Source organism: Janthinobacterium sp. 17J80-10 (assembly GCF_004114795.1).
Taxonomy (GTDB): Bacteria; Pseudomonadota; Gammaproteobacteria; order Burkholderiales; family Burkholderiaceae_D; genus Paucimonas.
The window spans coordinates 2,395,982-2,417,803 of sequence record NZ_CP035311.1; the positions used below are offsets into that span (position 1 = coordinate 2,395,982).

23 protein-coding genes are annotated in these 21,822 nt (G+C 60.0%); 3 read left to right on the forward strand and 20 right to left on the reverse strand.

The features are described 5' to 3' along the window. Window positions 1-18 precede the first annotated feature (18 nt). The 7 genes from ldcA to guaB are packed head-to-tail and all read right to left on the reverse strand — an operon-like array spanning window position 19 to window position 6,705. Window positions 19-951, reverse strand: a complete 933-nt coding sequence (ldcA, locus tag EKL02_RS10655) for a muramoyltetrapeptide carboxypeptidase (RefSeq protein ID WP_128902026.1) — start codon at window positions 949-951, stop codon at window positions 19-21. After that, complete coding sequence (gene tadA, locus EKL02_RS10660; protein ID WP_128902027.1) at window positions 952-1,443, reverse strand: tRNA adenosine(34) deaminase TadA; 492 nt, start codon at window positions 1,441-1,443, stop codon at window positions 952-954. It lies immediately after the preceding gene. Between the two features lie 3 nt (window positions 1,444-1,446). Then, on the reverse strand, window positions 1,447-1,890 hold the full coding sequence (queD, locus tag EKL02_RS10665; RefSeq protein ID WP_128902028.1) for a 6-carboxytetrahydropterin synthase QueD: 444 nt from the start codon (window positions 1,888-1,890) through the stop codon (window positions 1,447-1,449). A gap of 13 nt (window positions 1,891-1,903) precedes the next feature. Further along, entirely contained in the window at window positions 1,904-2,539 is a 636-nt protein-coding gene (gene queE, locus EKL02_RS10670) for a 7-carboxy-7-deazaguanine synthase (protein ID WP_128902029.1), read from the reverse strand. Between the two features lie 10 nt (window positions 2,540-2,549). Next, complete coding sequence (guaA, locus tag EKL02_RS10675) at window positions 2,550-4,127, reverse strand: glutamine-hydrolyzing GMP synthase (protein WP_128902030.1); 1,578 nt, start codon at window positions 4,125-4,127, stop codon at window positions 2,550-2,552. A 41-nt stretch (window positions 4,128-4,168) separates the two neighbouring features. Next, complete coding sequence (locus EKL02_RS10680) at window positions 4,169-5,239, reverse strand: sensor domain-containing diguanylate cyclase (protein WP_128902031.1); 1,071 nt, start codon at window positions 5,237-5,239, stop codon at window positions 4,169-4,171. A gap of 5 nt (window positions 5,240-5,244) precedes the next feature. Continuing rightward, window positions 5,245-6,705: an IMP dehydrogenase gene (gene guaB / locus EKL02_RS10685; protein WP_128902032.1), complete on the reverse strand. Its 1,461-nt coding sequence runs from the start codon at window positions 6,703-6,705 to the stop codon at window positions 5,245-5,247. A 163-nt stretch (window positions 6,706-6,868) separates the two neighbouring features. Between guaB and EKL02_RS10690 the strand changes: the two genes are divergently transcribed. Then, the gene (locus tag EKL02_RS10690; protein WP_128902033.1) at window positions 6,869-7,390 is read left to right on the forward strand and encodes a DUF4124 domain-containing protein; all 522 of its coding nucleotides are present in this window, start codon (window positions 6,869-6,871) and stop codon (window positions 7,388-7,390) included. 29 nt (window positions 7,391-7,419) lie between these two features. On the opposite strand, the gene EKL02_RS10695 is transcribed toward EKL02_RS10690, so the two are convergent. Beyond that, window positions 7,420-7,722 (reverse strand): RnfH family protein, encoded by a 303-nt coding sequence (locus EKL02_RS10695; RefSeq protein WP_128902034.1) that lies wholly within the window; start codon window positions 7,720-7,722, stop codon window positions 7,420-7,422. Beyond that, entirely contained in the window at window positions 7,715-8,146 is a 432-nt protein-coding gene (locus tag EKL02_RS10700; protein ID WP_128902035.1) for a type II toxin-antitoxin system RatA family toxin, read from the reverse strand. Before EKL02_RS10700 ends, EKL02_RS10695 begins: the two co-directional genes overlap by 8 nt. A gap of 66 nt (window positions 8,147-8,212) precedes the next feature. Between EKL02_RS10700 and smpB the strand changes: the two genes are divergently transcribed. Beyond that, window positions 8,213-8,662: an SsrA-binding protein SmpB gene (gene smpB / locus EKL02_RS10705; RefSeq protein WP_128902036.1), complete on the forward strand. Its 450-nt coding sequence runs from the start codon at window positions 8,213-8,215 to the stop codon at window positions 8,660-8,662. An 87-nt stretch (window positions 8,663-8,749) separates the two neighbouring features. Here smpB and EKL02_RS10710 read toward each other — a convergent pair whose 3' ends face one another. The 3 genes from EKL02_RS10710 to ppsA form a co-directional block, all read right to left on the reverse strand. Next, on the reverse strand, window positions 8,750-9,673 hold the full coding sequence (locus EKL02_RS10710; RefSeq protein ID WP_128902037.1) for a stomatin-like protein: 924 nt from the start codon (window positions 9,671-9,673) through the stop codon (window positions 8,750-8,752). A gap of 9 nt (window positions 9,674-9,682) precedes the next feature. Then, window positions 9,683-10,159 carry an NfeD family protein gene (locus tag EKL02_RS10715; RefSeq protein ID WP_128902038.1) on the reverse strand — a complete coding sequence of 159 codons (477 nt, stop codon included), beginning with the start codon at window positions 10,157-10,159 and terminating at the stop codon, window positions 9,683-9,685. Between the two features lie 238 nt (window positions 10,160-10,397). Beyond that, a complete protein-coding gene (ppsA, locus tag EKL02_RS10720) occupies window positions 10,398-12,755 on the reverse strand; it encodes a phosphoenolpyruvate synthase (protein WP_241687866.1) in 2,358 nt (785 codons plus the stop codon). Between the two features lie 261 nt (window positions 12,756-13,016). On the opposite strand from ppsA, the gene EKL02_RS10725 reads away from it, so the two are divergent. Continuing rightward, the gene (locus tag EKL02_RS10725) at window positions 13,017-13,865 is read left to right on the forward strand and encodes a pyruvate, water dikinase regulatory protein (RefSeq protein ID WP_128902040.1); all 849 of its coding nucleotides are present in this window, start codon (window positions 13,017-13,019) and stop codon (window positions 13,863-13,865) included. On the opposite strand, the gene EKL02_RS10730 is transcribed toward EKL02_RS10725, so the two are convergent. The 8 genes from EKL02_RS10730 to bamA all read right to left on the reverse strand — a co-directional run bounded on the left by EKL02_RS10730 (window position 13,862) and on the right by bamA (window position 21,821). Continuing rightward, complete coding sequence (locus EKL02_RS10730) at window positions 13,862-14,662, reverse strand: RNA methyltransferase (protein ID WP_128902041.1); 801 nt, start codon at window positions 14,660-14,662, stop codon at window positions 13,862-13,864. The genes EKL02_RS10725 and EKL02_RS10730 overlap by 4 nt on opposite strands. After that, on the reverse strand, window positions 14,659-15,291 hold the full coding sequence (gene rnhB / locus EKL02_RS10735; protein WP_128902042.1) for a ribonuclease HII: 633 nt from the start codon (window positions 15,289-15,291) through the stop codon (window positions 14,659-14,661). Before rnhB ends, EKL02_RS10730 begins: the two co-directional genes overlap by 4 nt. Continuing rightward, window positions 15,288-16,448: a lipid-A-disaccharide synthase gene (gene lpxB, locus EKL02_RS10740; RefSeq protein WP_128903473.1), complete on the reverse strand. Its 1,161-nt coding sequence runs from the start codon at window positions 16,446-16,448 to the stop codon at window positions 15,288-15,290. The genes rnhB and lpxB overlap by 4 nt, the downstream gene beginning before the upstream one ends. A gap of 13 nt (window positions 16,449-16,461) precedes the next feature. Further along, window positions 16,462-17,250, reverse strand: a complete 789-nt coding sequence (lpxA, locus tag EKL02_RS10745) for an acyl-ACP--UDP-N-acetylglucosamine O-acyltransferase (protein ID WP_128902043.1) — start codon at window positions 17,248-17,250, stop codon at window positions 16,462-16,464. Between the two features lie 2 nt (window positions 17,251-17,252). Next, a complete protein-coding gene (gene fabZ, locus EKL02_RS10750) occupies window positions 17,253-17,738 on the reverse strand; it encodes a 3-hydroxyacyl-ACP dehydratase FabZ (RefSeq protein ID WP_241687692.1) in 486 nt (161 codons plus the stop codon). Next, complete coding sequence (gene lpxD, locus EKL02_RS10755; protein ID WP_128902044.1) at window positions 17,735-18,787, reverse strand: UDP-3-O-(3-hydroxymyristoyl)glucosamine N-acyltransferase; 1,053 nt, start codon at window positions 18,785-18,787, stop codon at window positions 17,735-17,737. Before lpxD ends, fabZ begins: the two co-directional genes overlap by 4 nt. Window positions 18,788-18,856: 69 nt before the next feature. Continuing rightward, window positions 18,857-19,372: an OmpH family outer membrane protein gene (locus EKL02_RS10760; protein WP_128902045.1), complete on the reverse strand. Its 516-nt coding sequence runs from the start codon at window positions 19,370-19,372 to the stop codon at window positions 18,857-18,859. Window positions 19,373-19,430: 58 nt separating this feature from the next. Further along, a complete protein-coding gene (gene bamA / locus EKL02_RS10765; protein ID WP_128902046.1) occupies window positions 19,431-21,821 on the reverse strand; it encodes an outer membrane protein assembly factor BamA in 2,391 nt (796 codons plus the stop codon). Window position 21,822 lies beyond the last annotated feature (1 nt).

The window sequence follows — 21,822 nt, forward strand, 5'->3', positions numbered from 1 at the left end:
TAGCAGGTGGTGCAGGAACTAGGATGCCAGAACTGGATAGCCCGTCAAGGTGAGCTGAAATGTATTTTTTTGGGAAATCAACCGGCACTGCCCGCCTACCGGCAAGGTCACTTTGTCAGTGATATGCCCAAATGGCAAGCCAGTCAGCACAGGCGTTGCGACGCGTGCACGGATGTACTGCAGCATGGCATTAAAATCATAGCCATTATCGTACGCGCTCAGGCGGTAGCTGGAAAAATCCCCCAGCAAAATTGCCCGTTGGCGCGCGAGCACGCCGGCATGCAGCAGTTGCAGCAGCATGCGCTCGACCCGGTAGGGATGTTCATTGACATCCTCGACGAACAGGATGCCGCCGTCCACCTGCGGGAAATAAGGCGTGCCAAGCAAGTGCGTCAGCATTGCCAGATTGCCCCCCCACAAGGTGCCTTCGACTTCGATCGCGGGATTGTTGGGCGTGGCCACCGTGACCGTGTGCGTCGCACCCGTCAGGCATTGCCAGAAATGGGATTGCGTAAAGTCGCTGGGTGCCTGGAGACCGAAGTCGCTGCACGCCATCGGCCCGGCAAAACTGGCGGCGCCTGTTGCCGCCAGCAATGCCAGATGCAGGGCCGTGAAATCGCTGTAGCCTACGAACAGCTTGCCGCTGGCAGCAAGGCCGGCCAGATCGAGCATCGGCAGGATGCGCGACATGCCATAGCCACCGCGCAAGGCCATTACGATTTGCACATCCGGATCGTCCACCGCCGCATGCAATTGCGCCGCGCGCGCATTATCCGTGCCGCCGAATCGCTGGTATTTATCTTCCGGGCTATAGTAATTGTGAACCACGCAGCCCTGCTGCGCCAGCAGCGCAATGGCGCGCTCCAGCGCCGCCTCGTCGGGTGGATAGCCCCCGGGCGCCACGATGGCGATGCCGAGATTTTCGGGAATGGTGAACGCGGAATGGCTCATTCAATCTCCGCCAAGCAACGCCGCCTTTTGCTGCTTTTGCTGAACTACGCGCCGTTCTGCAAAGAAATCCTTCAGCAACTGGCCGCATTCGGCTGCCAATACGCCGCCGCTCAGTTCGGTATGGTGATTCAGCTTTTCCTGCTCGAACAGGTTGACGATGGAGCCGCAGGTGCCCGTCTTCGGATCGCTTGCACCGAACACCACGCGCGCCAGGCGCGCATGCATCATGGCGCCCGCGCACATGGCACAGGGTTCGAGGGTGACGAACAGCTCGCAGCCCGGCAGGCGGTAGTTGCCCAGGATGGCTGCCGCCGCGCGCAGCGCCATGATTTCCGCGTGCGCGGTCGGGTCATGGGTGCCGATGGGCTGGTTGAAGCCGGTGGCAATCACCCGTTCCTCATGCACCACCACCGCGCCGACCGGTACCTCGCCCAGTGCCCAGGCATTATGGGCCTGGTCGAGCGCCTGGCGCATGTAAATCAGGTCGCGCATGGCTTATTCGGTGATCTCGGCCCAGCAGTTGGGCGTTTCATGCAAGACCAGCTTGTGCAGGCGCAGGCCGGTGCCATAACGGTCCTGGTAAGCGGCCTTGAGGATATTGAACGCCGTTTGCGCCAGGTTTTCGACGGTTGGAATGCTGTCGATGACGACCGTCTTGTGGCCCGGCAGCGATTGCAGGAATTCGCGCACTTTTTCATCCTTGGCATAGACCAGGAAGGCATGGTCCCAGACATCAACCAGATACTGCTTGGCCAGCGCCTTCACATCCGAAAAATCCATGATCATGCCGCGGTCGGAACTCCCCTCTTCCTCGATCACCGCGCCCACCAGGGTGATTTCCAGGGTATAGCGATGGCCATGCAGGTTGCGGCACTGGCTTTTATGATCGGGAATCCGGTGTCCGGCATCGAATTCGAGCTTGCGGGTAATGGTTAGCATGAAAAAATCTTGTTCAGGGTATTTGCAGCAGTTTATGGGTTTGCAGGCTGAGTTTCCAGCGGGGATTGCGTTTGCAGGTATCGATCGCCAGGCGCGTGTTGTCCTCCTGCTGCGGCCCCGCCATCGGCTGGACGTAAAAATGCTGGAAATCCAGCGATTCATACGCCTGCAGTGATTGCCCAGCCTGCGGGATCACCACTTTCAATTCATTGCCCTTGCGCACCACCAGATCCGATCCGATCTTGGGGCTGACGCAAACCCAGTCCACGCCGGCCGGCACCGGCAGCGTGCCGTTGGTCTCGATGGCGATCTCGAAGCCCGCCGCATGCATCGCCTCGATCAGCGCGGCATCCAGTTGCAGCAAGGGTTCGCCGCCAGTGAAGACCGCGTACTTGCTGGCGGCATAGGTACTTGGCCACAAACTGTCGATGAGGCTTGCCAGCGCTGCCGCATCGGCAAACTTTCCTCCGCGTTCGCCATCAGTGCCAACAAAGTCGGTATCGCAAAATTTGCAAATGGCGCTGGCGCGGTCGCTTTCGCGCCCGGACCAGAGGTTGCAGCCGGAAAAACGGCAAAACACCGCCGGCCGTCCGGCATGCGTCCCCTCGCCCTGCAGGGTATAGAAAATTTCCTTGACGCTGTAAGTCACGCTGCTACCGTCATTCCCACTCGATGGTCGCGGGCGGCTTGCCCGAGATATCGTAGACAACCCGGTTCAATCCCCGCACTTCATTGATGATGCGGTTCGATACCCGGCCCAGCAAGTCGTGCGGCAGGTGCGCCCAGTGCGCCGTCATGAAATCCTGGGTCTGCACTGCGCGCAGCGCCACCACGTATTCATAGGTACGGCCATCGCCCATGACGCCGACCGACTTCACCGGCAGGAACACGGCAAACGCCTGGCTGGTCTTGTCGTACCAGGACTTTCCTTCCTCATCCACGGTCTTGCGCAATTCCTCGATGAAGATCGCGTCCGCCCGGCGCAGCAGGTCGGCATACTCCTTTTTCACCTCGCCCAGGATGCGCACGCCCAGGCCAGGGCCCGGGAATGGATGGCGATACACCATGTCATGCGGCAAGCCGAGCGCCACGCCGAGCTTGCGCACCTCGTCCTTGAACAGTTCGCGCAAGGGTTCCAGCAGTTTCAGGTTCAGGGTTTCGGGCAAGCCGCCGACATTGTGGTGGCTCTTGATGGTGTGGCCCTTCTTGCCCTTGCCGGCGGACTCGATCACGTCCGGGTAGATGGTGCCCTGCGCCAGCCACTTGGCATTCTTCAGCTTGCCGGCCTCGACCTGGAATACTTCAACGAATTCGCGGCCGATGATCTTGCGCTTGGCTTCCGGGTCGGTCACGCCGGCCAGGTGGCCCATGAACTGGGCGGTGGCATCGATGTGCAAGACTTTCACGCCCAGGTTCTTGCCGAACATGTCCATCACCATCTTGCCCTCGTCCAGGCGCAACAGGCCGTGGTCGACGAATACGCAGGTCAGCTGGTCGCCGATGGCGCGGTGGATCAGCGCTGCAGCGACGCTGCTGTCGACGCCGCCGGAAAGACCGAGGATGACTTCATCGCTGCCAACCTGTGCGCGGATCGCCGCGACAGCCTCGGAAATGTAGTCGGGCATGTTCCAGTCCGCCTTGCAGCCGCAGATTTCATGCACGAAGCGGCCCAGCATGGCTTCGCCCTGCAGGGTATGCGTGACTTCCGGATGGAACTGCACGGCGTAGAATTTGCGATCCTCATCGGCCATGCCGGCAATCGGGCAATTGTCGGTGGACGCCATCAGCTTGAAGCCGGGCGGCAGGTCAATGACCTTGTCGCCATGGCTCATCCAGACTTTCAGCATGCCGTGGCCTTCTTCAGTGACAAAGTCGTTGATGCCGTTCAGGAGCGCCGTATGGCCGCGCGCGCGCACCTCGGCATAGCCGAATTCGCGCACCTTGCCATTTTCCACCTTGCCGCCCAATTGCGCCGCCATGGCCTGCATGCCGTAGCAGATGCCCAGCACCGGCACGCCGGCTTCAAACACGGCCTGGTGCACGCGCGGCGTATCGCCTTCGATCACGGAATTCGGACCGCCCGAAAGAATGATGCCGGCGGCGCCATAGTTGCGGATGAAATCGTCGCCGATGTCGTAGGGATAAACCTCGGAAAACACGCCGGCATCGCGCACGCGGCGGGCGATCAGCTGGGTCACCTGGGAACCGAAATCAAGGATAAGGATTTTCGAATGCATAAAAAGCACGTCTTCCGGGAAGTCAAAAATTGAAAAAATGTTCAGGCGTGTGCCGGCAGGGCCTGCATCACCCGGTTGCGGCCGGCATCCTTGGCCGCGTACAGCGCCGTATCAGCCAGGCTGATCAGCTCGTCCGTGCTGGCCGACGGAAATTGCACAGTACTGGCAATGCCAGCGCTGATACTCAGGTGCAGCGTCACGCCGCCAACGATTTCATCTTGTGCCGCAACGGCTTCGCGCATGCGTTCCCCGATTGCCAGCGCAGTTTCATGGCAGGCGCCAGGCAGCACCACGAGAAATTCCTCGCCGCCATAGCGTCCCAGCGCCTCTTGCGGGCGAAGGCAGGACCGCAGGCGCGCCGCAACGTTGATCAGTACGGCATCGCCGGCGGGGTGGCCATGGCTGTCGTTGATCTTCTTGAAAAAATCCAGGTCCACCACGATCAGCGCCAATGGCAAGCCCTGCTTGTCGCAACGGTCCGCCTCGATGCCGAGGATGCGCAGGATCGCGCCGCGGTTCCAAATCTTCAGCATCGGATCGACCAGCGTGCGACGCCGCAGGCTCTTGTTCTTCTTTTGCAGGGCAATCTGCTGGGCATTCAACGATTGCAACTGCATTTCGCGTTCGACCAGCGCCGCCAGGTCAGCCAGCATCCTGCCGGCCCCCTCGTCAAAAGCGCGCGGCGCGTAATCCACCAGGCTGATGCTGCCGATGATCGTACCCTCGGGGTTGCGCAAGGGATGTGCTGCATAAAACCGCACACTGGGCGTGGCGGTAGCCGAGGCATGCTCACTTAGCAGCAGGTCGCGGCGCAGATCCGGCACCGCGACACTCCCCTCGGGATACGGCAGGCTGGCGCAAAACGCCTCCCCTGCCCCCAGCCGCGCAGTGGCCGCCGGAAATTCACACTCATGGCACCTGAACAGGATGACGCAGTCTGCCACGCCGAACAGCTGCCTGCCGATACGACGTATGCGCGCCATCTGCTGCTCCAGCTGCTCCTGCCAGGCGCAAGCATCCTCTCCTGGCAGTTTGTCTGCCACGGTGATGGGCTGCGAGCGGCGCTCGGCGTTTAAGGGCATGGCAGCGGCCTGGTCCAAAGCAACGCTCAAGGCGTTCAGTCGGCCCGGTAGTTTGGCGCTTCCTTGGTGATCTGCACGTCGTGCACATGCGACTCGCGCATGCCCGCCGCGGTGATCTCGACAAACTCGGCCTTTTCGCGCAGTTCGTCGATGGTGGCGCAACCGCAATACCCCATGGACGAGCGCACGCCGCCTACCAGCTGGTAAAGGATGCCCAGGACGCTGCCCTTGTAGGGGACGCGGCCTTCGATACCTTCCGGCACATACTTGTCGGTATTCTTGGAAGAATCCTGGAAATAGCGGTCTGCCGAGCCCTCGGACATCGCGCCCAGGCTGCCCATGCCGCGATAGGATTTGTAGCTGCGGCCCTGGAACAGGATGACTTCGCCCGGCGCTTCTTCGGTACCGGCAAACATGCTGCCCATCATGACGGTCGAGGCACCGGCCGCCAGGGCCTTGGCGATGTCGCCCGAAAAGCGGATGCCGCCGTCGGCGATACAGGGAACGCCCGTGCCCTTCAAGGCGCCGGCGACATTCGAAATGGCGGAAATCTGCGGTACGCCGACACCCGCGACGATACGGGTAGTGCAAATCGATCCCGGGCCGATGCCAACCTTGACGCCGTCGGCGCCATGCTCGAGCAGCGCGCGTGCAGCTTCAGCGGTAGCGATATTGCCGCCGATGACATCCACCTGGGGATATTGGGTCTTGATCCACTTGACGCGATCCAGCACGCCCTTGGAATGGCCGTGCGCGGTATCCACGATCAGCACATCCACGCCGGCCTTCACCAGCAGGTCGATGCGCTCTTCATTGTCGACGCCGACGCCAACTGCGGCGCCCACGCGCAACTTGCCATGCTCGTCCTTGGCGGCGAAGGGATGCTCGGTCGCCTTCTGGATATCTTTCACGGTGATCAGGCCACGCAGCTCGAAGGCCTCGTTGATCACCAATACGCGTTCAAGGCGATGCTTGTTCATCAGGCGCTTGGCTTCGGACAGGTCTTCGCCTTCCTTGACGTACACCAGTTTTTCGCGCGGCGTCATTTTGGCATGGGCTTCCGCGTCCAGCTCCTCCTCGAAACGCAAGTCGCGGTTGGTGATGATGCCCACGACCGTCTTGCCCTCGACCACAGGAAAACCGCTGATGCCGTGCTGCTCCGACAAGGCCATCACGTCGCGGATCTTCATGTTGGGAGGGATCGTGATCGGGTCGCGCACCACGCCGGACTCGAATCGCTTGACCTTGGAAACTTCACGGGCCTGCTCGCGCGCCGTCATGTTCTTGTGGATGATGCCGATGCCGCCTTCCTGGGCCATGGCAATCGCCAGGCGCGCCTCGGTCACGGTATCCATCGCCGCAGACAATAGCGGGATATGCAACGTGATATTGCGGGTCAGGCGGGTAGTGAGGGAAGTATCTTTCGGCAGAATTTCCGAATATGCCGGAACGAGCAGCACGTCATCGAAGGTGAGTGCTTTTTGAAGTAGACGCATAGCATTTCCTATAGGCGCAAAGTCGCATTATACAGAAAACATTTCAGATACGTCGTTTTATCGCACAACTCCCCCCGGCATTCCGGGGAAATAGCAGGGTCGAAGATTGACATGCCGGATAAAGCATGGCGAAATCGGGGAATCGATCACTCAAGGAAATCCCATGCATTTCATCCCGGTAAAAAAGCTTGTCGCCAGCCTTGTTCTGCTGGGCTTTGCCTCTGCGGCCTGGGCCCAGTATGTCTGGACCGATGAGCGCGGCGTCAAACAGTTTTCCGACCAGCCGCCACCAGCCTCGGTGCCGAAATCCAGGGTCCTGAAACATCCCGGCAGCGCCGCCGGCACCTCCGGTCCGGCGAACACGGCCGCTCCAGCCGGCACAGCCGCACCTGCAGCCGGCAGCGACGCTGCTGCGAAAGCACCCTTGACTACCGCGGAACGCAATGCCGACTACATGAAGCGCCGCGCCGAGCAAGCCGAAAAAGACAAGAAGGCTGCAACTGAAGCGCAGGCCGCCAGCGACAAGTCGAAGAACTGTGAAAATGCCCGTCAATACCAGACCACCCTGGCATCCGGCCAGCGCATGGCTTCCACCAACAGCAAGGGCGAGCGGGAATACTTGAGCGATGATCAGCGCGAGCGCGAAATGAAGGAAACCGGGCGCATCCTGGCGGATTGCAAATAAGGCAATTAGCTACTCGAAAAAAGCCCGCTTCAGCGGGCTTTTTCCTTTTTAGCGACACGCCGGCGCCGTGCCTCCATTGGATCTGCCACCAGGGGGCGATAGATCTCGATGCGATCACGCTGCTGGAGTACCGTATCGCGCGGCTTGGGCTTGCCGTAGATCCCGACCTTGCAGGAGATAAAGTCGATTTCCGGCGCCCGCGCCAGCAGCGTGCTGGCATGAACCGCCTGTTCCAGCGTCGTGCCTGGCGCCACCCAGACATCTTCAAGCAATATATCGTCCGGCCTGGCATAGCAGACCTGTACATGCAACTTGCCGGCGCAATCAGACATACACTGCCTCCGCGCGCTGGCAAAATGCCTCAACCATGTTGTTCGCAATCATGTGAAATACCGGCCCGATCACCTTGTCCAGCAACTTGCTGGCAAATTCATAATGCAGATCCAGTTCAACCTTGCAGGCATCGGCACGCAAGGGCTTGAAGGTCCAGTTGCCGTCGAGATGACGGAACGGCCCTTCCACCAGCGTCATTCTGATCGCCGAGAAAGGCTGGTTGACGTTCTCGGTGGTGAAGGCATGCTTGACGCCGTGGTAATTGATGGCGATGCTGGCCACCACCCTGTGTTCTTCCCGTTGCAAAATTTCAGTGCCGCCACACCAAGGGAGGAATTTCGGATATTCTTCGATGCCATTCACCAGCGCGAACATTTGTTCTGCGCTAAATGGCAACAGGACGGATTTGTGGACTACTGCCATTGACTATGCACCGTTTGATAAAATCGCCAATCTCATAATTAATAATAGCGCCCGCTTGCCACCCACATGACCATTGTTGACAATAAAAAAGCTTTTTTCGATTATTTCATCGAGGAGCGCTTCGAGGCGGGCATTGTATTACAAGGTTGGGAAGTCAAGGCAATTCGCGCGGGCCGCGTGCAATTGAAGGAAGCCTACGTCATCGTGCGCAATGGCGAAATTTTCCTGTTTGGCGCCCATATCAGCCCGCTGGCCGCGGCCTCCACCCATATTTCGCCGGAAGCGGTACGTACCCGCAAGCTGCTCCTGCACGCCAAGGAAATCGACAAATTGATCGGCAAGGTGGAACGTGCCGGCTACACGCTGGTGCCGCTCAACCTGCACTTCGTCAAGGGGCGGATCAAGTGCGAGGTCGGCCTGGCCAAGGGCAAGAAACAGCACGACAAGCGTGACACCGAAAAGCAGCGCGACACGCAGCGCGAAATCCAGTCCGTCATGAAACAGCACCGCCGGTAAAATTACTGGACAGCCGCGCCAAACTGGCCCGCGGCGACCCTGACACCCCCAACGTGCAAGGCAACGCCCGGCCCTCGCCGCAATTTCCTACTTCGGTTGCGTCTTCACAACCTGCATGGCCGTGGCAATCAGGCTGCTCATGTCGCCCAGGTTGGCCGGCACGATTAGCGTATTGTTGGTGCGCGCCAGCTGGCCGAAGGCACCCACATATTGCTCCGCGACCTTCAGGTTGACTGCATCGGCGCCGCCCGGCGACTGGATGGCCGCCGCAGTCTTGCGGATCGCTTCGGCGCTGGCCTCGGCAATTTCGAGGATGGCCGCTGCCTGGCCTTGAGCGCGGTTGATCGATGCCTGCTTTTCGCCCTCTGACCTGGCAATCGCCGCTTCACGTTCGCCGGTCGCGATATTGATCTGTTCCTGCTTGCGGCCTTCGGATGCCGCAATCAAGGCCCGCTTTTCGCGTTCCGCCGTGATCTGCGCCTGCATCGCGTGCAGGATTTCCTTCGGCGGAGTCAGGTCCTTGATTTCGTAGCGCAATACCTTCACGCCCCAGTTGGCCGCCGAATCGTCGATGGCCGACACCACCGCTGTATTGATGTGGTCGCGCTCTTCAAAAGTCTTGTCGAGCTCCATGCGGCCAATCACTGAGCGCAAGGTGGTTTGCGCCAGTTGCGTGATGGCAGCAACGTAATTGGACGAGCCATAGGAGGCCAGCTTGGGGTCGGTCACCTGGAAGTACAGGATGCCGTCCACTTGCAGCTGGGTGTTGTCCTTGGTAATGCAAACCTGCGGTGGCACGTCCAGCGGAATTTCCTTCAGAATATGCTTGTAACCCACGCGGTCAATGAAGGGCACCACGATATTCAATCCCGGCCCCAGCGTCGCGTGATACTTGCCAAGACGCTCGACTACCCAGGCATGCTGCTGCGGCACGACCTGGATGGTCTTGATGACGAAGACCACTGCCAGGATGAATATGACCAGCGATACGCTGCCGAAGCTGAAATCCATCTTACCTCCCTAGTTATTGTCGGATGAAGCGTTGATTGATACTTGTTGCGCTGCCGCGCCGACGATCAGGCGGCTGCCGCGGATTTCCAGGATCGCGAAAGTACCGGGCCGTGGCAAATTGCCGGGTGCCAGTTCCACATCCCACATGGCGCCGCGATAGTTGACGCGTGCGACCGGCTGGACACCGGGATGATCGGTCCATTCGGCAACCGCCACAGCCTGGCCGATATCGAGATTCACATTCGGATCATGGGCGGCGTCGACCCGGGCGGATTTACCAAACTTGCTGCGCCGCAGCGACAGCGTCGCCAGGACGCCGACAAGGGCTGCGGCCAGGAATTGCAGCCACATGGCGCCTCCCGACAGCGCGACCAATGCGCCCGCGACTAGGCCCAGCGCGACCATCAGCAAATAGAAGGTGCCGGTAAATAATTCGAGCACCACGAGACTGCCCGCCAGCATCAGCCACATTCCCCACTCCGACATCGCGCCCCTCCTTATTGAGTTGTCAGTATGCACCAAAAACAAAACCCCCGGGGCCACAGGCAACGAGGGTTCAAATAAAGCGGGTACGACTTCTTTCAACTTTTTATGCTCTAGAGCACGGGGTGAGTCTAACGGAAATTCCCCGGCAGTCAAAGAATTTCGCGACCACCTGTTCCTTCGGCGCAACGAAAAACGCGAACCCGAAGGTTCGCGTTTTTCTGCACAACGACCAGAATGCTTACTTGGCCTTTGCCAGCTTTTGCCAGGTATCGAGCACCGAGTCGGGATTCAGGGAAATCGAGGAAATCCCTTCCTTCATCAGCCATTCGGCGAAATCAGGATGGTCCGAAGGGCCCTGGCCGCAAATGCCAATGTACTTGCCCTGGGCGCGGCAGGCGGCAATCGCCTTCGATACCAGCGCCAGCACCGCCGGATCGCGCTCGTCGAAGTCCGCCGCCAGCAGTTCCATGCCGGAATCGCGGTCCAGGCCCAGCGTCAGTTGGGTCAGGTCGTTGGAACCGATCGAGAAGCCATCAAAATGCTCGAGGAATTGTTCAGCCAGGATGGCGTTGGACGGCACTTCGCACATCATAATCAGGCGCAGGCCGTTTTCGCCGCGCTTCAGGCCATTCTTGCCCAGCAAATCCACCACTTTCTTGGCCTGGCCCACGGTACGCACGAAGGGCACCATGATCTCGACATTGGTCAGGCCCATGTCGTTGCGCACCCGCTTCATTGCCAGGCATTCCATCTCGAAGCATTCGGCAAAATCTTCGGCGACGTAACGCGCGGCGCCGCGGAAGCCCAGCATCGGGTTTTCCTCGTCCGGCTCGTAGCGCGAACCGCCGATCAGCTTCTTGTATTCGTTGGACTTGAAGTCCGACAGGCGCACGATCACCGGCTTGGGCCAGAATGCGGCAGCAATGGTGGCCACGCCTTCGGCCAGTTTGTCGACATAGAACGCCTTGGGCGAAGCATGGCCGCGCGCCACCGATTCCACGGCCTTCTTGAGGTCCGGGTCGATGTTCGGGTATTCCAGGATTGCCTTCGGATGGACGCCGATATTGTTGTTGATGATGAATTCCAGGCGCGCAAGACCGACGCCGCCATTCGGCGTGGACTGGAAGTCGAACGCCAGTTGCGGGTTACCCACGTTCATCATGATCTTGACTGGCACTTCCGGCAATTCGCCGCGCACCACTTCGCTGATCTCGGTTTCCAGCAAGCCGTCATAGATCTTGCCTTCGTCGCCTTCGGCGCAGGACACGGTCACCAGGGTGCCATCCTTGAGCACATCTGTGGCATGGCCGCAGCCGACCACGGCCGGGACACCCAGTTCACGCGCGATGATGGCGGCGTGGCAGGTACGGCCGCCGCGGTTGGTGACGATTGCCGAGGCGCGCTTCATGACCGGCTCCCAGTTGGGGTCGGTCATGTCGGCCACCAGGACGTCGCCCGGCTGCACGCGCTCCATTTCGGACGGATCGCGGATCACGCGCACCGGACCGGCGCCGATCTTCTGGCCAATCGCACGACCGGATGTCAGCACGGTGCCGCTGCCCTTGAGCTTGAAACGCTGCTGCACGTCAGTTGCCTTGACTTGCGACTTCACGGTTTCCGGACGGGCCTGCAGGATGTAGAGCTTGCCGTCGCGGCCATCCTTGCCCCACTCGATATCCATCGGGCGGGCGTAATGCTTCTCGATGATCACGGCGTATTTCGCCAGTTCGACGATTTCGGCGTCGTTCAGCGAATAGCGGTTGCGCAGCTCGATCGGCACATCGACCGTCTTGACCGAACGACCGGCCTTGGCTTCGCCGGTGAATTCCATCTTGATGAGTTTGGAGCCGATATTGCGGCGGATGATGGGCAGCTTGCCCTCGGCCAGCATCGGCTTGTGGACGTAGAATTCGTCCGGATTGACCGCGCCCTGCACCACCGTCTCGCCCAGGCCATAGCTGGACGTGATGAACACCACGTCCTCGAAGCCGGATTCCGTATCGATGGTAAACATCACGCCGGCAGCACCCAGGTCCGAGCGCACCATGCGCTGCACGCCGGCCGACAAGGCTACTTCGGCATGTGTGAAACCCTTGTGCACGCGATAGGAAATCGCGCGGTCGTTGTACAGCGAGGCAAATACGTGCTTGATCGCTTCGAGCACGTTGTCGATGCCGACCACGTTCAGGAAGGTTTCCTGCTGACCGGCAAACGAGGCGTCAGGCAAGTCTTCCGCTGTGGCGGAGGAACGGACCGCGAATGACATTTCACTTGAAGAATCAGCTACAAGCTGCTGATAATACTCGGAAATTTCTTTCTGCAGGCGAGGCTGGAATGGCGTTTCGACAATCCATTCACGGATTTCCTTGCCCGCTTCGGCTAGGGCACGCACATCATCCACGTTCAGTGTTTCCAGGCGCGCGGCAATGCGCTCGCCCAGCGTCTGGCCGCCATCGGGGGCATGATCGAGAAAGTCGCGGAAAGCCAGCGCCGTGGTTGCAAAGCCACCCGGCACCCGTACACCAGCGCCTGCCAGCTGGCTGATCATTTCTCCCAGTGAAGCATTCTTGCCACCGACCGATTCCACATCGGTCATGCGCAAGTGCTCAAAGGACGCGACGTACGTGCCCCCTTCGGACAGAGCGTGAGCTGCTCCGGTAGATACTGCATTGGACATAACAACCTCTAGTTTGATGATAAGAAATCTTCACGCCGGCAGTCTCACACTGGTATTTTTATTATTCTTCGAAGTGGTGCGCAACTGCCAAAACTGCCAATAAAACCATTTAACTGCATTTTACAGTGCGCAATGTGATTTTGCTTTATACAATGAGGTTTTTTTGCCGCCGAGATCCCCATGCCTGACGCTTCCGTGGTTCCTGTTCCAAACGCCGACCGTACGGCATTTTACATTTCCGATGGCACCGGAATTACCGCCGAAGCCTTTGGCCATTCCGTCCTGACCCAGTTCAACCTGCGCTTCCGGCAAATTCGCCTGCCCTTTATCGACAGCCTCGACAAGGCGCATGAAGCCGTGCAAAAGATCAATAATGCCTTTGCCACCGATGGCAAGCGGCCCATCGTTTTTTCCACCCTGGTCAAGCCCGAACTGGCCGCCGTGGTGCGGCAGTCGCAAGGCATGCAGATGGACCTGATCCAGACCTTCATTGCGCCGCTGGAACAGGAACTCGGCCTGCCGGCCAGCCACACGATCGGCCGCAGCCACAACATTGCCGACTCGGTGGAATATAACCGGCGCATCGACGCCATCAATTTCTCGCTGGCACATGATGACGGCCAATCCAACCTGAACCTGGAAGCGGCCGACATCATCCTGGTGGGCGTTTCCCGCTCGGGCAAGACCCCGACCAGCCTGTACCTGGCCATGCAATACGGCGTCAAGGCCGCCAACTACCCCCTGATTCCCGATGATTTCGAGCGCGGCAAGCTGCCGCCGGAATTGCTGCCGCACAAGGCCAAGATTTTCGGCCTGTCGATTGCACCCGACCGCCTGTCGGAGGTGCGCAATGAACGCCGCCCAGGCAGCAAGTATGCCTCGCTGGAGAATTGCCGCTATGAAATTAACGAAGCGGAGAGGATGATGCAGAAGGAAGGCATCCGCTGGATGTCGTCGACTGCCAAGTCGATCGAGGAAATCGCCACCATGATCCTGCAGGAAATCCGGCCCGACAAGCAAGCCTACTAGGCTTTGTTGCCAGCGCTAAGGCCCTGCCGCACCTGTTCGAAAAAACAGACGGCGGCGCTGGCCGCGACATTCAGCGATTCCACCGCGCCAAGGTGGGGAATGGCGACCTGGTGGGTCGCGTGCGCCAGCAAGGCTTCCGACACGCCCTGCCCTTCATGGCCAAACAGCCACGCGACCGGGCGCGCGAGGTCGGCGCCATACACGGTTTGCGTCGCATGCGAACTGGTAGCCAGCACCGGCACGGCGGCATTGCGCACCAGTGCCAGCAGGTCGGCATTCTCGACAATCTCGAGCAAAAAATGCGCGCCCATGCCTGCGCGCAGCACCTTCGGCGACCACGAGAACACCGTGCCGGGACTGCAGTAGACCTGGCGGATGCCGGCTGCCGCGGCACTGCGCAGGATCGACCCGAGGTTGCCCGGATCCTGCAACCGGTCGAGCAATACCGCCGATTGCGTCAGCTGTGCCGTTCCCGGCGTGTCGGGCGTGGCGATCACGAAAAGAATCCCGACGCCCTGCTCGACCTGGCTCAGGGCGTTATACAGCGCATCCGGAAGCACGATGCACGATACCTGGCGCGCCTCGCACTGTGCCACGATGGCGCCGGCTTCGCCCTGCTGGCGCGCCGATTCGCTGGCCACGCACATGAGCGGTGCGCCCGCCAGTTGCAGGTAAGTCTCGCACAGGTGCACGCCATCGAGGAGGGTGCGCTGCGCCTTGCGGCGCGCCTGCGAACTGGTGGCAAGCTGCTTCAATTCCTTGTAGAGCGGATTGTCGCGCGAGCTGATCTCTTTCATTGGTCTTGCGCTCCCAGCAAGGCCCGCACCGGCGCATACGACTTGCGATGCACGGGCGAGACGCCATGCAGTCGCAGGCGCTCCAGGTGCAAGGCGGTCGGATACCCCTTGTGCTGGTCGAAGGCGTATTGGGGAAATTCACTGTGCAAGACCGCCAGCGCCGCGTCACGCGCCGTCTTGGCAAGGATCGAGGCGGCAGAGATCGCCTGCACCTTGTCATCGCCCTTGACGATGGCTTCCGAGCGTACCGGCATCACCGGGCAGCGGTTACCATCGATCAGCGCCAGGGTCGGCTGCCGATGCAGGCCTTCCACGGCGCGGCGCATGGCCAGCATGGTGGCCTGCAGTATATTCAATTCGTCGATCTCGGCTTCCGAACACTGGGCAACCGACCAGGACAAGGCGCACGCCTTGATCTCGACAGCCAGCGCGTCACGCCGGGCTTCGCTCAGTTTCTTGGAATCGCGCAAGCCGGCAATCGGCCGCAGCGGATCGAGGATCACCGCAGCCGCAAATACCGGCCCTGCCAGCGGCCCGCGCCCGGCCTCGTCGACACCGCAGATCACTTCACCCGCATAGTCGAACAGCGACAGGCTGCCTTCTGCTGCTTGCTTGCCTGCCCGATTCATCCCCGTGTCCCCGCAACGCCGGTCATCGGCGAGGTGCGGCCAATCAGGTCCAGCACCGCTTGGGCGCTCTCCCGCGCGGTATTGCGCAGCAAGGCGTGATGCATGTCGGTAAAGCGCTGCTGCAGCATGGCACGGTGAGCGGCGTTATCGAGCTGCGCCAGCAGGGCATCGGCCAAAGATGCCGGCGTTGCCGCATCCTGCAGCAATTCCGGCACGAGGAATTCCTGCGCCAGGATATTTGGCAAGCCGATCCAGGGCTGGTAACCCATGTGCCGCAGGACATGCCAGGACGCGCGCATCATCTTGTAGCCAATCACCATCGGCTTCTTGAACAAGGCAACTTCCAGTGTCGCCGTGCCGGAGGCCACCAGCACCGCGTCAGCGGCGGCGATGGCCACATGCGATTGTCCTTCGGTGAGCGTCAGCGGCACATCCTGCAGGCCCGCCTCGGCAAGCAATTGCTGGAAATACTGGCGCTGCTTTTCGCCTGCCATCGGCACCACGATGCGCATGCCGGGCTCGCGCTGCAACAGCAGCTTTGCCGCGCCGATGAAGGCGACGGTATTGTATTTCAGCTCTGACATCCGGCTGCCTGGCAGTATGGCCACTACAGGCGCCTCGCCGCCCAGTCCCAGCGCGGCACGCGCAGCCGCCACATCGGGCACCAGCGGGATCACTTCCGCCATCGGATGGCCGACATAGGTCGCCGGAATGCCTGCCTTGCGATAGATTTCCTCTTCAAAGGGAAACACCACCAGCATGTGCGAGACCGCGCGGGCGATCTTCTTGATGCGCCCCGCCCGCCAGGCCCAGATCGACGGCCCGATAAAATGCACAGTGGGGATGCCGGCGTCTTTCAGCTGCATCTCGAGGCCCAGATTGAAATCCGGCGCATCGACGCCGACGAAGACCGCGGGCTTTTCCGCCAGCAGGCGGTCGCGCAGGGCATTCTGGATTCCCTTGATCTCGCGGTAGTGCGCCAGGACTTCGAAGAGGCCGCGCACTGCCAGCTTTTCCATCGGCCAGTCAGAAACGAACCCATGCTGCATCATGTGCTTGCCGCCGATGCCGTGGATGTAGGCATCCGGCAAGGCCGGGCGCAGGCCCGACAGCATGCGCCCGGCCAGCAAGTCGCCGGAGGTCTCGCCCGCGACCATGGCCAGGGAAAGCTTAGCGGATGATGCCACGGCTGCTGGATTCCAGGAATTCACGCAACAGGCGGATATGCGCAGCGGCTTCCGGCGACTTGCCTTCTTCCTGCACCAATGCCGCCTTGGCATCGTCCAGCGACAGGCCGGCGCGATACACCAGCTTGTAGGCGCGCTTGATTGCAGCAATCTGCTCGGGCGTGAAACCGCGGCGCTTCAGGCCTTCCGAATTGATGCCGGCCGGAACCGCGCGGTTGCCTGCGGCCGTGACAAACGGCGGCACGTCCTGGCTGACGGCTGCTGTAAAGGCCGTCATGGCATGCGCGCCGATATGGCAGAACTGGTGGACAGTCGAAAAGCCGCCCAAAAATACCCAGTCGCCCAGGTGGACATGGCCTGCGAGCGTGGCGTTATTGGCGAGGATGATATTGTTGGCGAGCTGGCAGTCATGGGCGATATGCACATACGCCATGATCCAGTTATCGTTGCCGATACGCGTGACGCCGGCATCCTGCACGGTACCGAGGTTGAAGGTGCAGAATTCGCGAATGGTATTGCGGTCGCCAATTTCCAGCCGGGTCGGCTCGCCTGCAAATTTCTTGTCCTGCGGCGCGGCGCCAAGCGAGGCAAACTGGAAAATCTGGTTGTCGCAGCCGATCGTCGTATGGCCTTCGATGACCACGTGCGGCCCGACTTTCGTGCCAGCGCCGATTTTCACGTGCGGACCAATCACCGTATACGCGCCCACCTCGACGGAATCGTCAAGTTGCGCCTGCTGATCGACAATCGCGGTCGAATGAATCCTGCTCATGCTTACTGGCCCGCCGGCTGGCTCGAATCCGCTGTACTGCGCATGGTGCACATGAGCTCGGCTTCGAGGGCGACCTGACCGTCGACGGACCCAACCGCCTTGTACTTCCAGATGCCACGCGCGTTGCGCAGGATTTCCACTTCCATCTTCAGCTGGTCGCCGGGGCCGACCGGACGCTTGAAACGGGCGCCGTCAATGCCGAGGAAATACACCACGCTGCTGTCATCGGGCTTGACGCCCATGGTCAGGAACGATAGCAAGGCAGCCGTCTGCGCCATCGCCTCGATCATCAGCACGCCCGGCATGACCGGCTTGTGCGGGAAATGGCCGTTGAAAAATTCTTCGTTGACCGTGACATTCTTGATGGCGGTGATCGACTTGCCTGCTTCCCAGTTCAGCACGCGGTCCACCAGCAATAGCGGGTAACGGTGCGGCAGGTATTCCTTGATCTGGCAAATATCGAGGGTTTTCATTTCAGGGGCGTTCATTCTGACTCTTCTGTTAAGGATTTGACAATTTTCTCAAGCTCCCGGATTTTCTCACGCATCGCCGGCAAATTGCGCACGATGACTGCGGATTTTTCCCAGTCCGCGTTCTTCGCCAACGGGTAGATACCGGTATAAAACCCGGGCTGCGAAATGGTGCGCGACACGAAGCTGCCCGACGAAATCGTGACATGGTCAGCAATACTGAGGTGGCCGAGGACCATCGCCGCGCCGCCAAAGGTGCAATGCTTGCCGATTTTCGCGCTGCCGGCGACACCGGTGCAGCCCGACATCAGCGTATGCGCGCCGACATGGCAGTTGTGACCGATCTGGATCTGGTTATCGAGCTTGACGCCATCCTCAATGACCGTGTCCGCCATGGCGCCGCGGTCGATTGTGGTATTGGCGCCGATCTCGACATCGTCGCCGATGACCACCCGCCCGGTCTGCGGGATCTTGACCCAGGTGCCCTTGTCACTGGCAAAGCCGAAGCCGTCGGCGCCGATGACCGCACCGGAGTGGACGATGCCGCGCGCGCCGATTTCACAAGCATCGTAAAAACTCACCCGTGAATGCAATCGGGTGCCGGCGCCGATCTTCGCGCCGCGGCCAATGAAGCAACCGGCACCGATCACCGCGCCGGCGCCGATATGTGCATCCGCCTCGATGACAGCCTGGGGACCGATGCTGGCATCATCCGAGATCTGCGCTGCCGGATCGACCACGGCGCTGGCATGGATTCCCTGCTTTGCGGCCACGGCCTTGAGGCTGGCGAAATATTGCGCCGTCCGGGCAAAATAGGCGTAGGGATTATCGGAAACAATGCGCGCGCCCTGGTAATCCGCTCCCAGGGCGTCATTTTCGCCGGGGGAGAGGATCAAGGCCGCCGCCCGGGTCCGGGCCGCCTGGGCACGCAACTTCGAAGTGGAAAGAAAGGTGACGTGCGACTGGTCCGCCTCGCCCAGCGGTGCAATACCGACGACCTCGATCGTCGCATCACCGATCAATTGGCCACCCAGGCGTTCGACCAGGTCCTTAAGCAGGATGCTCATCACAGACCCTCAAAAAAATGATGGGAAAGAGCGGCGCAAGGCCGATCTTTCCCGGGATGGAAAGGATGCTTACTTGTTCAGTGCTTTCAATACCTTGTCAGTGATATCGATGCGCGGGCTGGCGTAGACGGCTTCCTGGAACACGATATCGTATTTTTCAGCTTCGGCAATCTGCTTGATCACCTTGTTGGTGCGCTCGAGCACCACGGCCAGTTCCTCGTTGCGGCGCTGGTTGAGGTCTTCCCGGAATTCGCGCTGCTTGCGCTGAAAATCCTTGTCGAGGTCCGTCAATTCGCGCTGGCGACGCATGCGGTCGGATTCGGACAGCACGGCCGCATCCTTGTCCAGGCGCTCCGAAATGGTTTTCAGGCGTGCCGCCATGTCCTGCAATTCGCGGTCGCGCTTGGAAAATTCCTGCTCGATCTTGGCCTGCGCCGTTTTGGCAGGCACTGCTTCGCGGAAAATGCGTTCCGTGCTGACGAATCCGATTTTGGCATCTTGCGCATGGGCACTTGCCAAAGGCAAGAAACAAGCCGCGGCCAACGCTGCGCATTTAATCCAGGTAATTGAATATGCTTTCGACATCTAGGTATTTCTCCGAATCCGAACTACAACACAAAACGCTTATTATGCCACTACGCCCTTAGAAGCCGGTACCCAGCTGGAACTGGAAGTTCTGCGTCAGGTCGCCCGGCTTGGCATTGAAAGGCTTGCCGTAACTGATTTTCAAAGGGCCGATCGGCGAAATCCAGCTGATGCCCAGACCGCCGGAATAGCGCAGGTCGCCGGTCTTGATCTTCTGGTTTTCGGCAAAAACGTTGCCGGCGTCAAGGAACGTGAACCAGCGCAAGCTGCGGTCACGCCCGGAAAACGGCACTTGAAACTCCACGTTGGCAATGATGCGCTTGGAACCGCCCAGCGCATCGCCCTGCGGATTGTTTGCCGTCGCCGCTGAACGCGGTCCCAGCGAAGAACCCTCAAAACCGCGCACCGAGCCGATACCGCCAGCGTAAAAATTCTTGAACACGGGGTAAGGTTTGCCACCCATGCCGGCACCGTAATCCAGTTCGCCATTGAGTGCCAATGTCATCGTCCGGAAGACCGGCAAAAATTGCTGATACTGATAAACCCCGCGGTAATACCGCTGGTCACCGAAGGCCGCCACTTCAAGGTTGGCGCGTTGATACTGGCCTGTGGTCGGGGTCAGCACGCTATCGCGACTATCGCGCTGCCAGGCTGCTGTCAGCGGAAAACTGGTCGTGGTGGCGCTACATATGCTGTTGGCGGGAACAACCGCTGCCGTACATGGACCGCTCGCACCAAATGCCGCGACATAATCGCGATAAACCTGTGGACTGTCGTTGAACCCCGGCACGCCAAAATAGGTCTCGACCTTGGTACGCTCGACGCCGATGCCGAAGTAGATGGTATCCAGTTCGGTAAACGGCACGCCATGCATGATGCTGCCGCCAGTCGTGACGATCTTGTATTCACCCGTATTGACCAGCGGCGGGCGGCTGGTACGGTAAAACACTTCCAGGCTGCGGCTGATGCCGTCGTCGGTCACATACGGATCGACATGCGAGAAGGCGATGGTGCGGTTGTACTTGCTCGTATTCACATCGACGCCAAGTGTCTTGCCGCTGCCAAAGGCATTGGCCTGGTGCACCGAGGCCGACAAGGTCATCCGTTCGCTGCTGGAGAAACCGGCGCCCAGCGACAATGTCCCGGTTGGCTTTTCGACCACGGAAACGTTCACATCTACCTGGTCGCTCGTGCCCGGCACCTCAGGCGTCTCGATATTGACTTCATTGAAGTAACCGAGGCGGTCAACGCGGTTGCGCGAGTTCTTGATCTTGTCGCCGTCATACCAGGAACTTTCAAACTGGCGGAATTCACGTCGCACGACTTCGTCGCGCGTGATGGTATTGCCGGCGACGTTGATGCGGCGCACGTACACGCGCTTGCCCGGGTCGATGAACACGGTGAAAGCGACTTCGCGCTTTTCACGGTTGATCTCGGGATTGGCATTGACATTGGCGAAAGCATAGCCGAATGTCCCCATGCGCTCGGAAATCTTCTTGACGCTCTCGGCCAGCTTCTCGCCGGAATAGACATCGCCCTTCTTCAACTCGACCAGCGACTTCAATTCCGCTTCACGGCCGAGCAACTCACCCTCGAGCTTGACATCGGCGACCTTGAATTTCTCGCCTTCGTTGATGTTGACGGTGATGTAGATATCTTTCTTGTCCGGCGAAATCGACACTTGCGTCGATTCGATCTGCATCTCCAGGTAACCGTTGTTCAGGTAATGGGACTTGATGCTTTCAATGTCGCCAGTCAGCTTTTGCTTAGTGTACTGGTCGGACTTGGTGTACCAGGTAAACCAGCCCGGCGTCGTCAGGTTCAGCAAGCCATGCAATTCCTTGTCGCTGTAGACCTTGTTGCCGACAAAAGTGATTTGCTTGATGCGGGCTGCATCGCCCTCGTCCACGGCAAAGGTGATGTTGACGCGGTTACGCTCGATCGGGGTCACGGTGGTGGTAACTTTCGCCCCGTACAGGCCACGCGACAGGTATTGCCGCTTCAGTTCCTGCTCGGCGCGGTCGACCATTGCGCGGTCGAAAATGCGCGATTCCGCCAGGCCGATCTCCTTCAGGGCCTTGGTCAGCTGTTCCTTGTCGAATTCCTTGATGCCGGAAAAATCGACGCTGGCGATGGCAGGACGTTCCTCGACCATCACCACCAGGACATTGCCCTCGGACTCGATGCGCACATCCTTGAAAAAGCCGGTCGCGTACAGCGCCTTGATGGCGGCGGAGCCCTTTTCATCGGTAAAGGTCTCGCCAACCCGCACCGGCAAATAACTGAACACCGTACCGGCTTCGGTACGCTGGATACCCTCGACGCGAATATCCTTGACGACAAACGGCTCGGCCGCCAGCGCCTGGCCCGAACACAGGGCGAAGGCAGCGACAGCGATCAGACGGCGGGGGAAAGATGGCAGGGCAATACGCGCAGGATGTAATTTCATT

What these genes read in the sequence shown, in the direction of transcription:
- ldcA (WP_128902026.1), bottom strand. Translation starts at nt 951, where the DNA reads ATGAGCCATTCCGCGTTCACCATTCCCGAAAATCTCGGCATCGCCATC.
- tadA (WP_128902027.1), bottom strand. Translation starts at nt 1,443, where the DNA reads ATGCGCGACCTGATTTACATGCGCCAGGCGCTCGACCAGGCCCATAAT.
- queD (WP_128902028.1), bottom strand. Translation starts at nt 1,890, where the DNA reads ATGCTAACCATTACCCGCAAGCTCGAATTCGATGCCGGACACCGGATT.
- guaA (WP_128902030.1), bottom strand. Translation starts at nt 4,127, where the DNA reads ATGCATTCGAAAATCCTTATCCTTGATTTCGGTTCCCAGGTGACCCAG.
- guaB (WP_128902032.1), bottom strand. Translation starts at nt 6,705, where the DNA reads ATGCGTCTACTTCAAAAAGCACTCACCTTCGATGACGTGCTGCTCGTT.
- EKL02_RS10690 (WP_128902033.1), top strand. Translation starts at nt 6,869, where the DNA reads ATGCATTTCATCCCGGTAAAAAAGCTTGTCGCCAGCCTTGTTCTGCTG.
- EKL02_RS10695 (WP_128902034.1), bottom strand. Translation starts at nt 7,722, where the DNA reads ATGTCTGATTGCGCCGGCAAGTTGCATGTACAGGTCTGCTATGCCAGG.
- EKL02_RS10700 (WP_128902035.1), bottom strand. Translation starts at nt 8,146, where the DNA reads ATGGCAGTAGTCCACAAATCCGTCCTGTTGCCATTTAGCGCAGAACAA.
- smpB (WP_128902036.1), top strand. Translation starts at nt 8,213, where the DNA reads ATGACCATTGTTGACAATAAAAAAGCTTTTTTCGATTATTTCATCGAG.
- EKL02_RS10710 (WP_128902037.1), bottom strand. Translation starts at nt 9,673, where the DNA reads ATGGATTTCAGCTTCGGCAGCGTATCGCTGGTCATATTCATCCTGGCA.
- EKL02_RS10715 (WP_128902038.1), bottom strand. Translation starts at nt 10,159, where the DNA reads ATGTCGGAGTGGGGAATGTGGCTGATGCTGGCGGGCAGTCTCGTGGTG.
- ppsA (WP_241687866.1), bottom strand. Translation starts at nt 12,755, where the DNA reads ATGACCGATGTGGAATCGGTCGGTGGCAAGAATGCTTCACTGGGAGAA.
- EKL02_RS10725 (WP_128902040.1), top strand. Translation starts at nt 13,017, where the DNA reads ATGCCTGACGCTTCCGTGGTTCCTGTTCCAAACGCCGACCGTACGGCA.
- EKL02_RS10730 (WP_128902041.1), bottom strand. Translation starts at nt 14,662, where the DNA reads ATGAAAGAGATCAGCTCGCGCGACAATCCGCTCTACAAGGAATTGAAG.
- rnhB (WP_128902042.1), bottom strand. Translation starts at nt 15,291, where the DNA reads ATGAATCGGGCAGGCAAGCAAGCAGCAGAAGGCAGCCTGTCGCTGTTC.
- lpxB (WP_128903473.1), bottom strand. Translation starts at nt 16,448, where the DNA reads ATGGTCGCGGGCGAGACCTCCGGCGACTTGCTGGCCGGGCGCATGCTG.
- lpxA (WP_128902043.1), bottom strand. Translation starts at nt 17,250, where the DNA reads ATGAGCAGGATTCATTCGACCGCGATTGTCGATCAGCAGGCGCAACTT.
- fabZ (WP_241687692.1), bottom strand. Translation starts at nt 17,738, where the DNA reads ATGAACGCCCCTGAAATGAAAACCCTCGATATTTGCCAGATCAAGGAA.
- lpxD (WP_128902044.1), bottom strand. Translation starts at nt 18,787, where the DNA reads ATGAGCATCCTGCTTAAGGACCTGGTCGAACGCCTGGGTGGCCAATTG.
- EKL02_RS10760 (WP_128902045.1), bottom strand. Translation starts at nt 19,372, where the DNA reads ATGTCGAAAGCATATTCAATTACCTGGATTAAATGCGCAGCGTTGGCC.
- bamA (WP_128902046.1), bottom strand. Translation starts at nt 21,821, where the DNA reads ATGAAATTACATCCTGCGCGTATTGCCCTGCCATCTTTCCCCCGCCGT.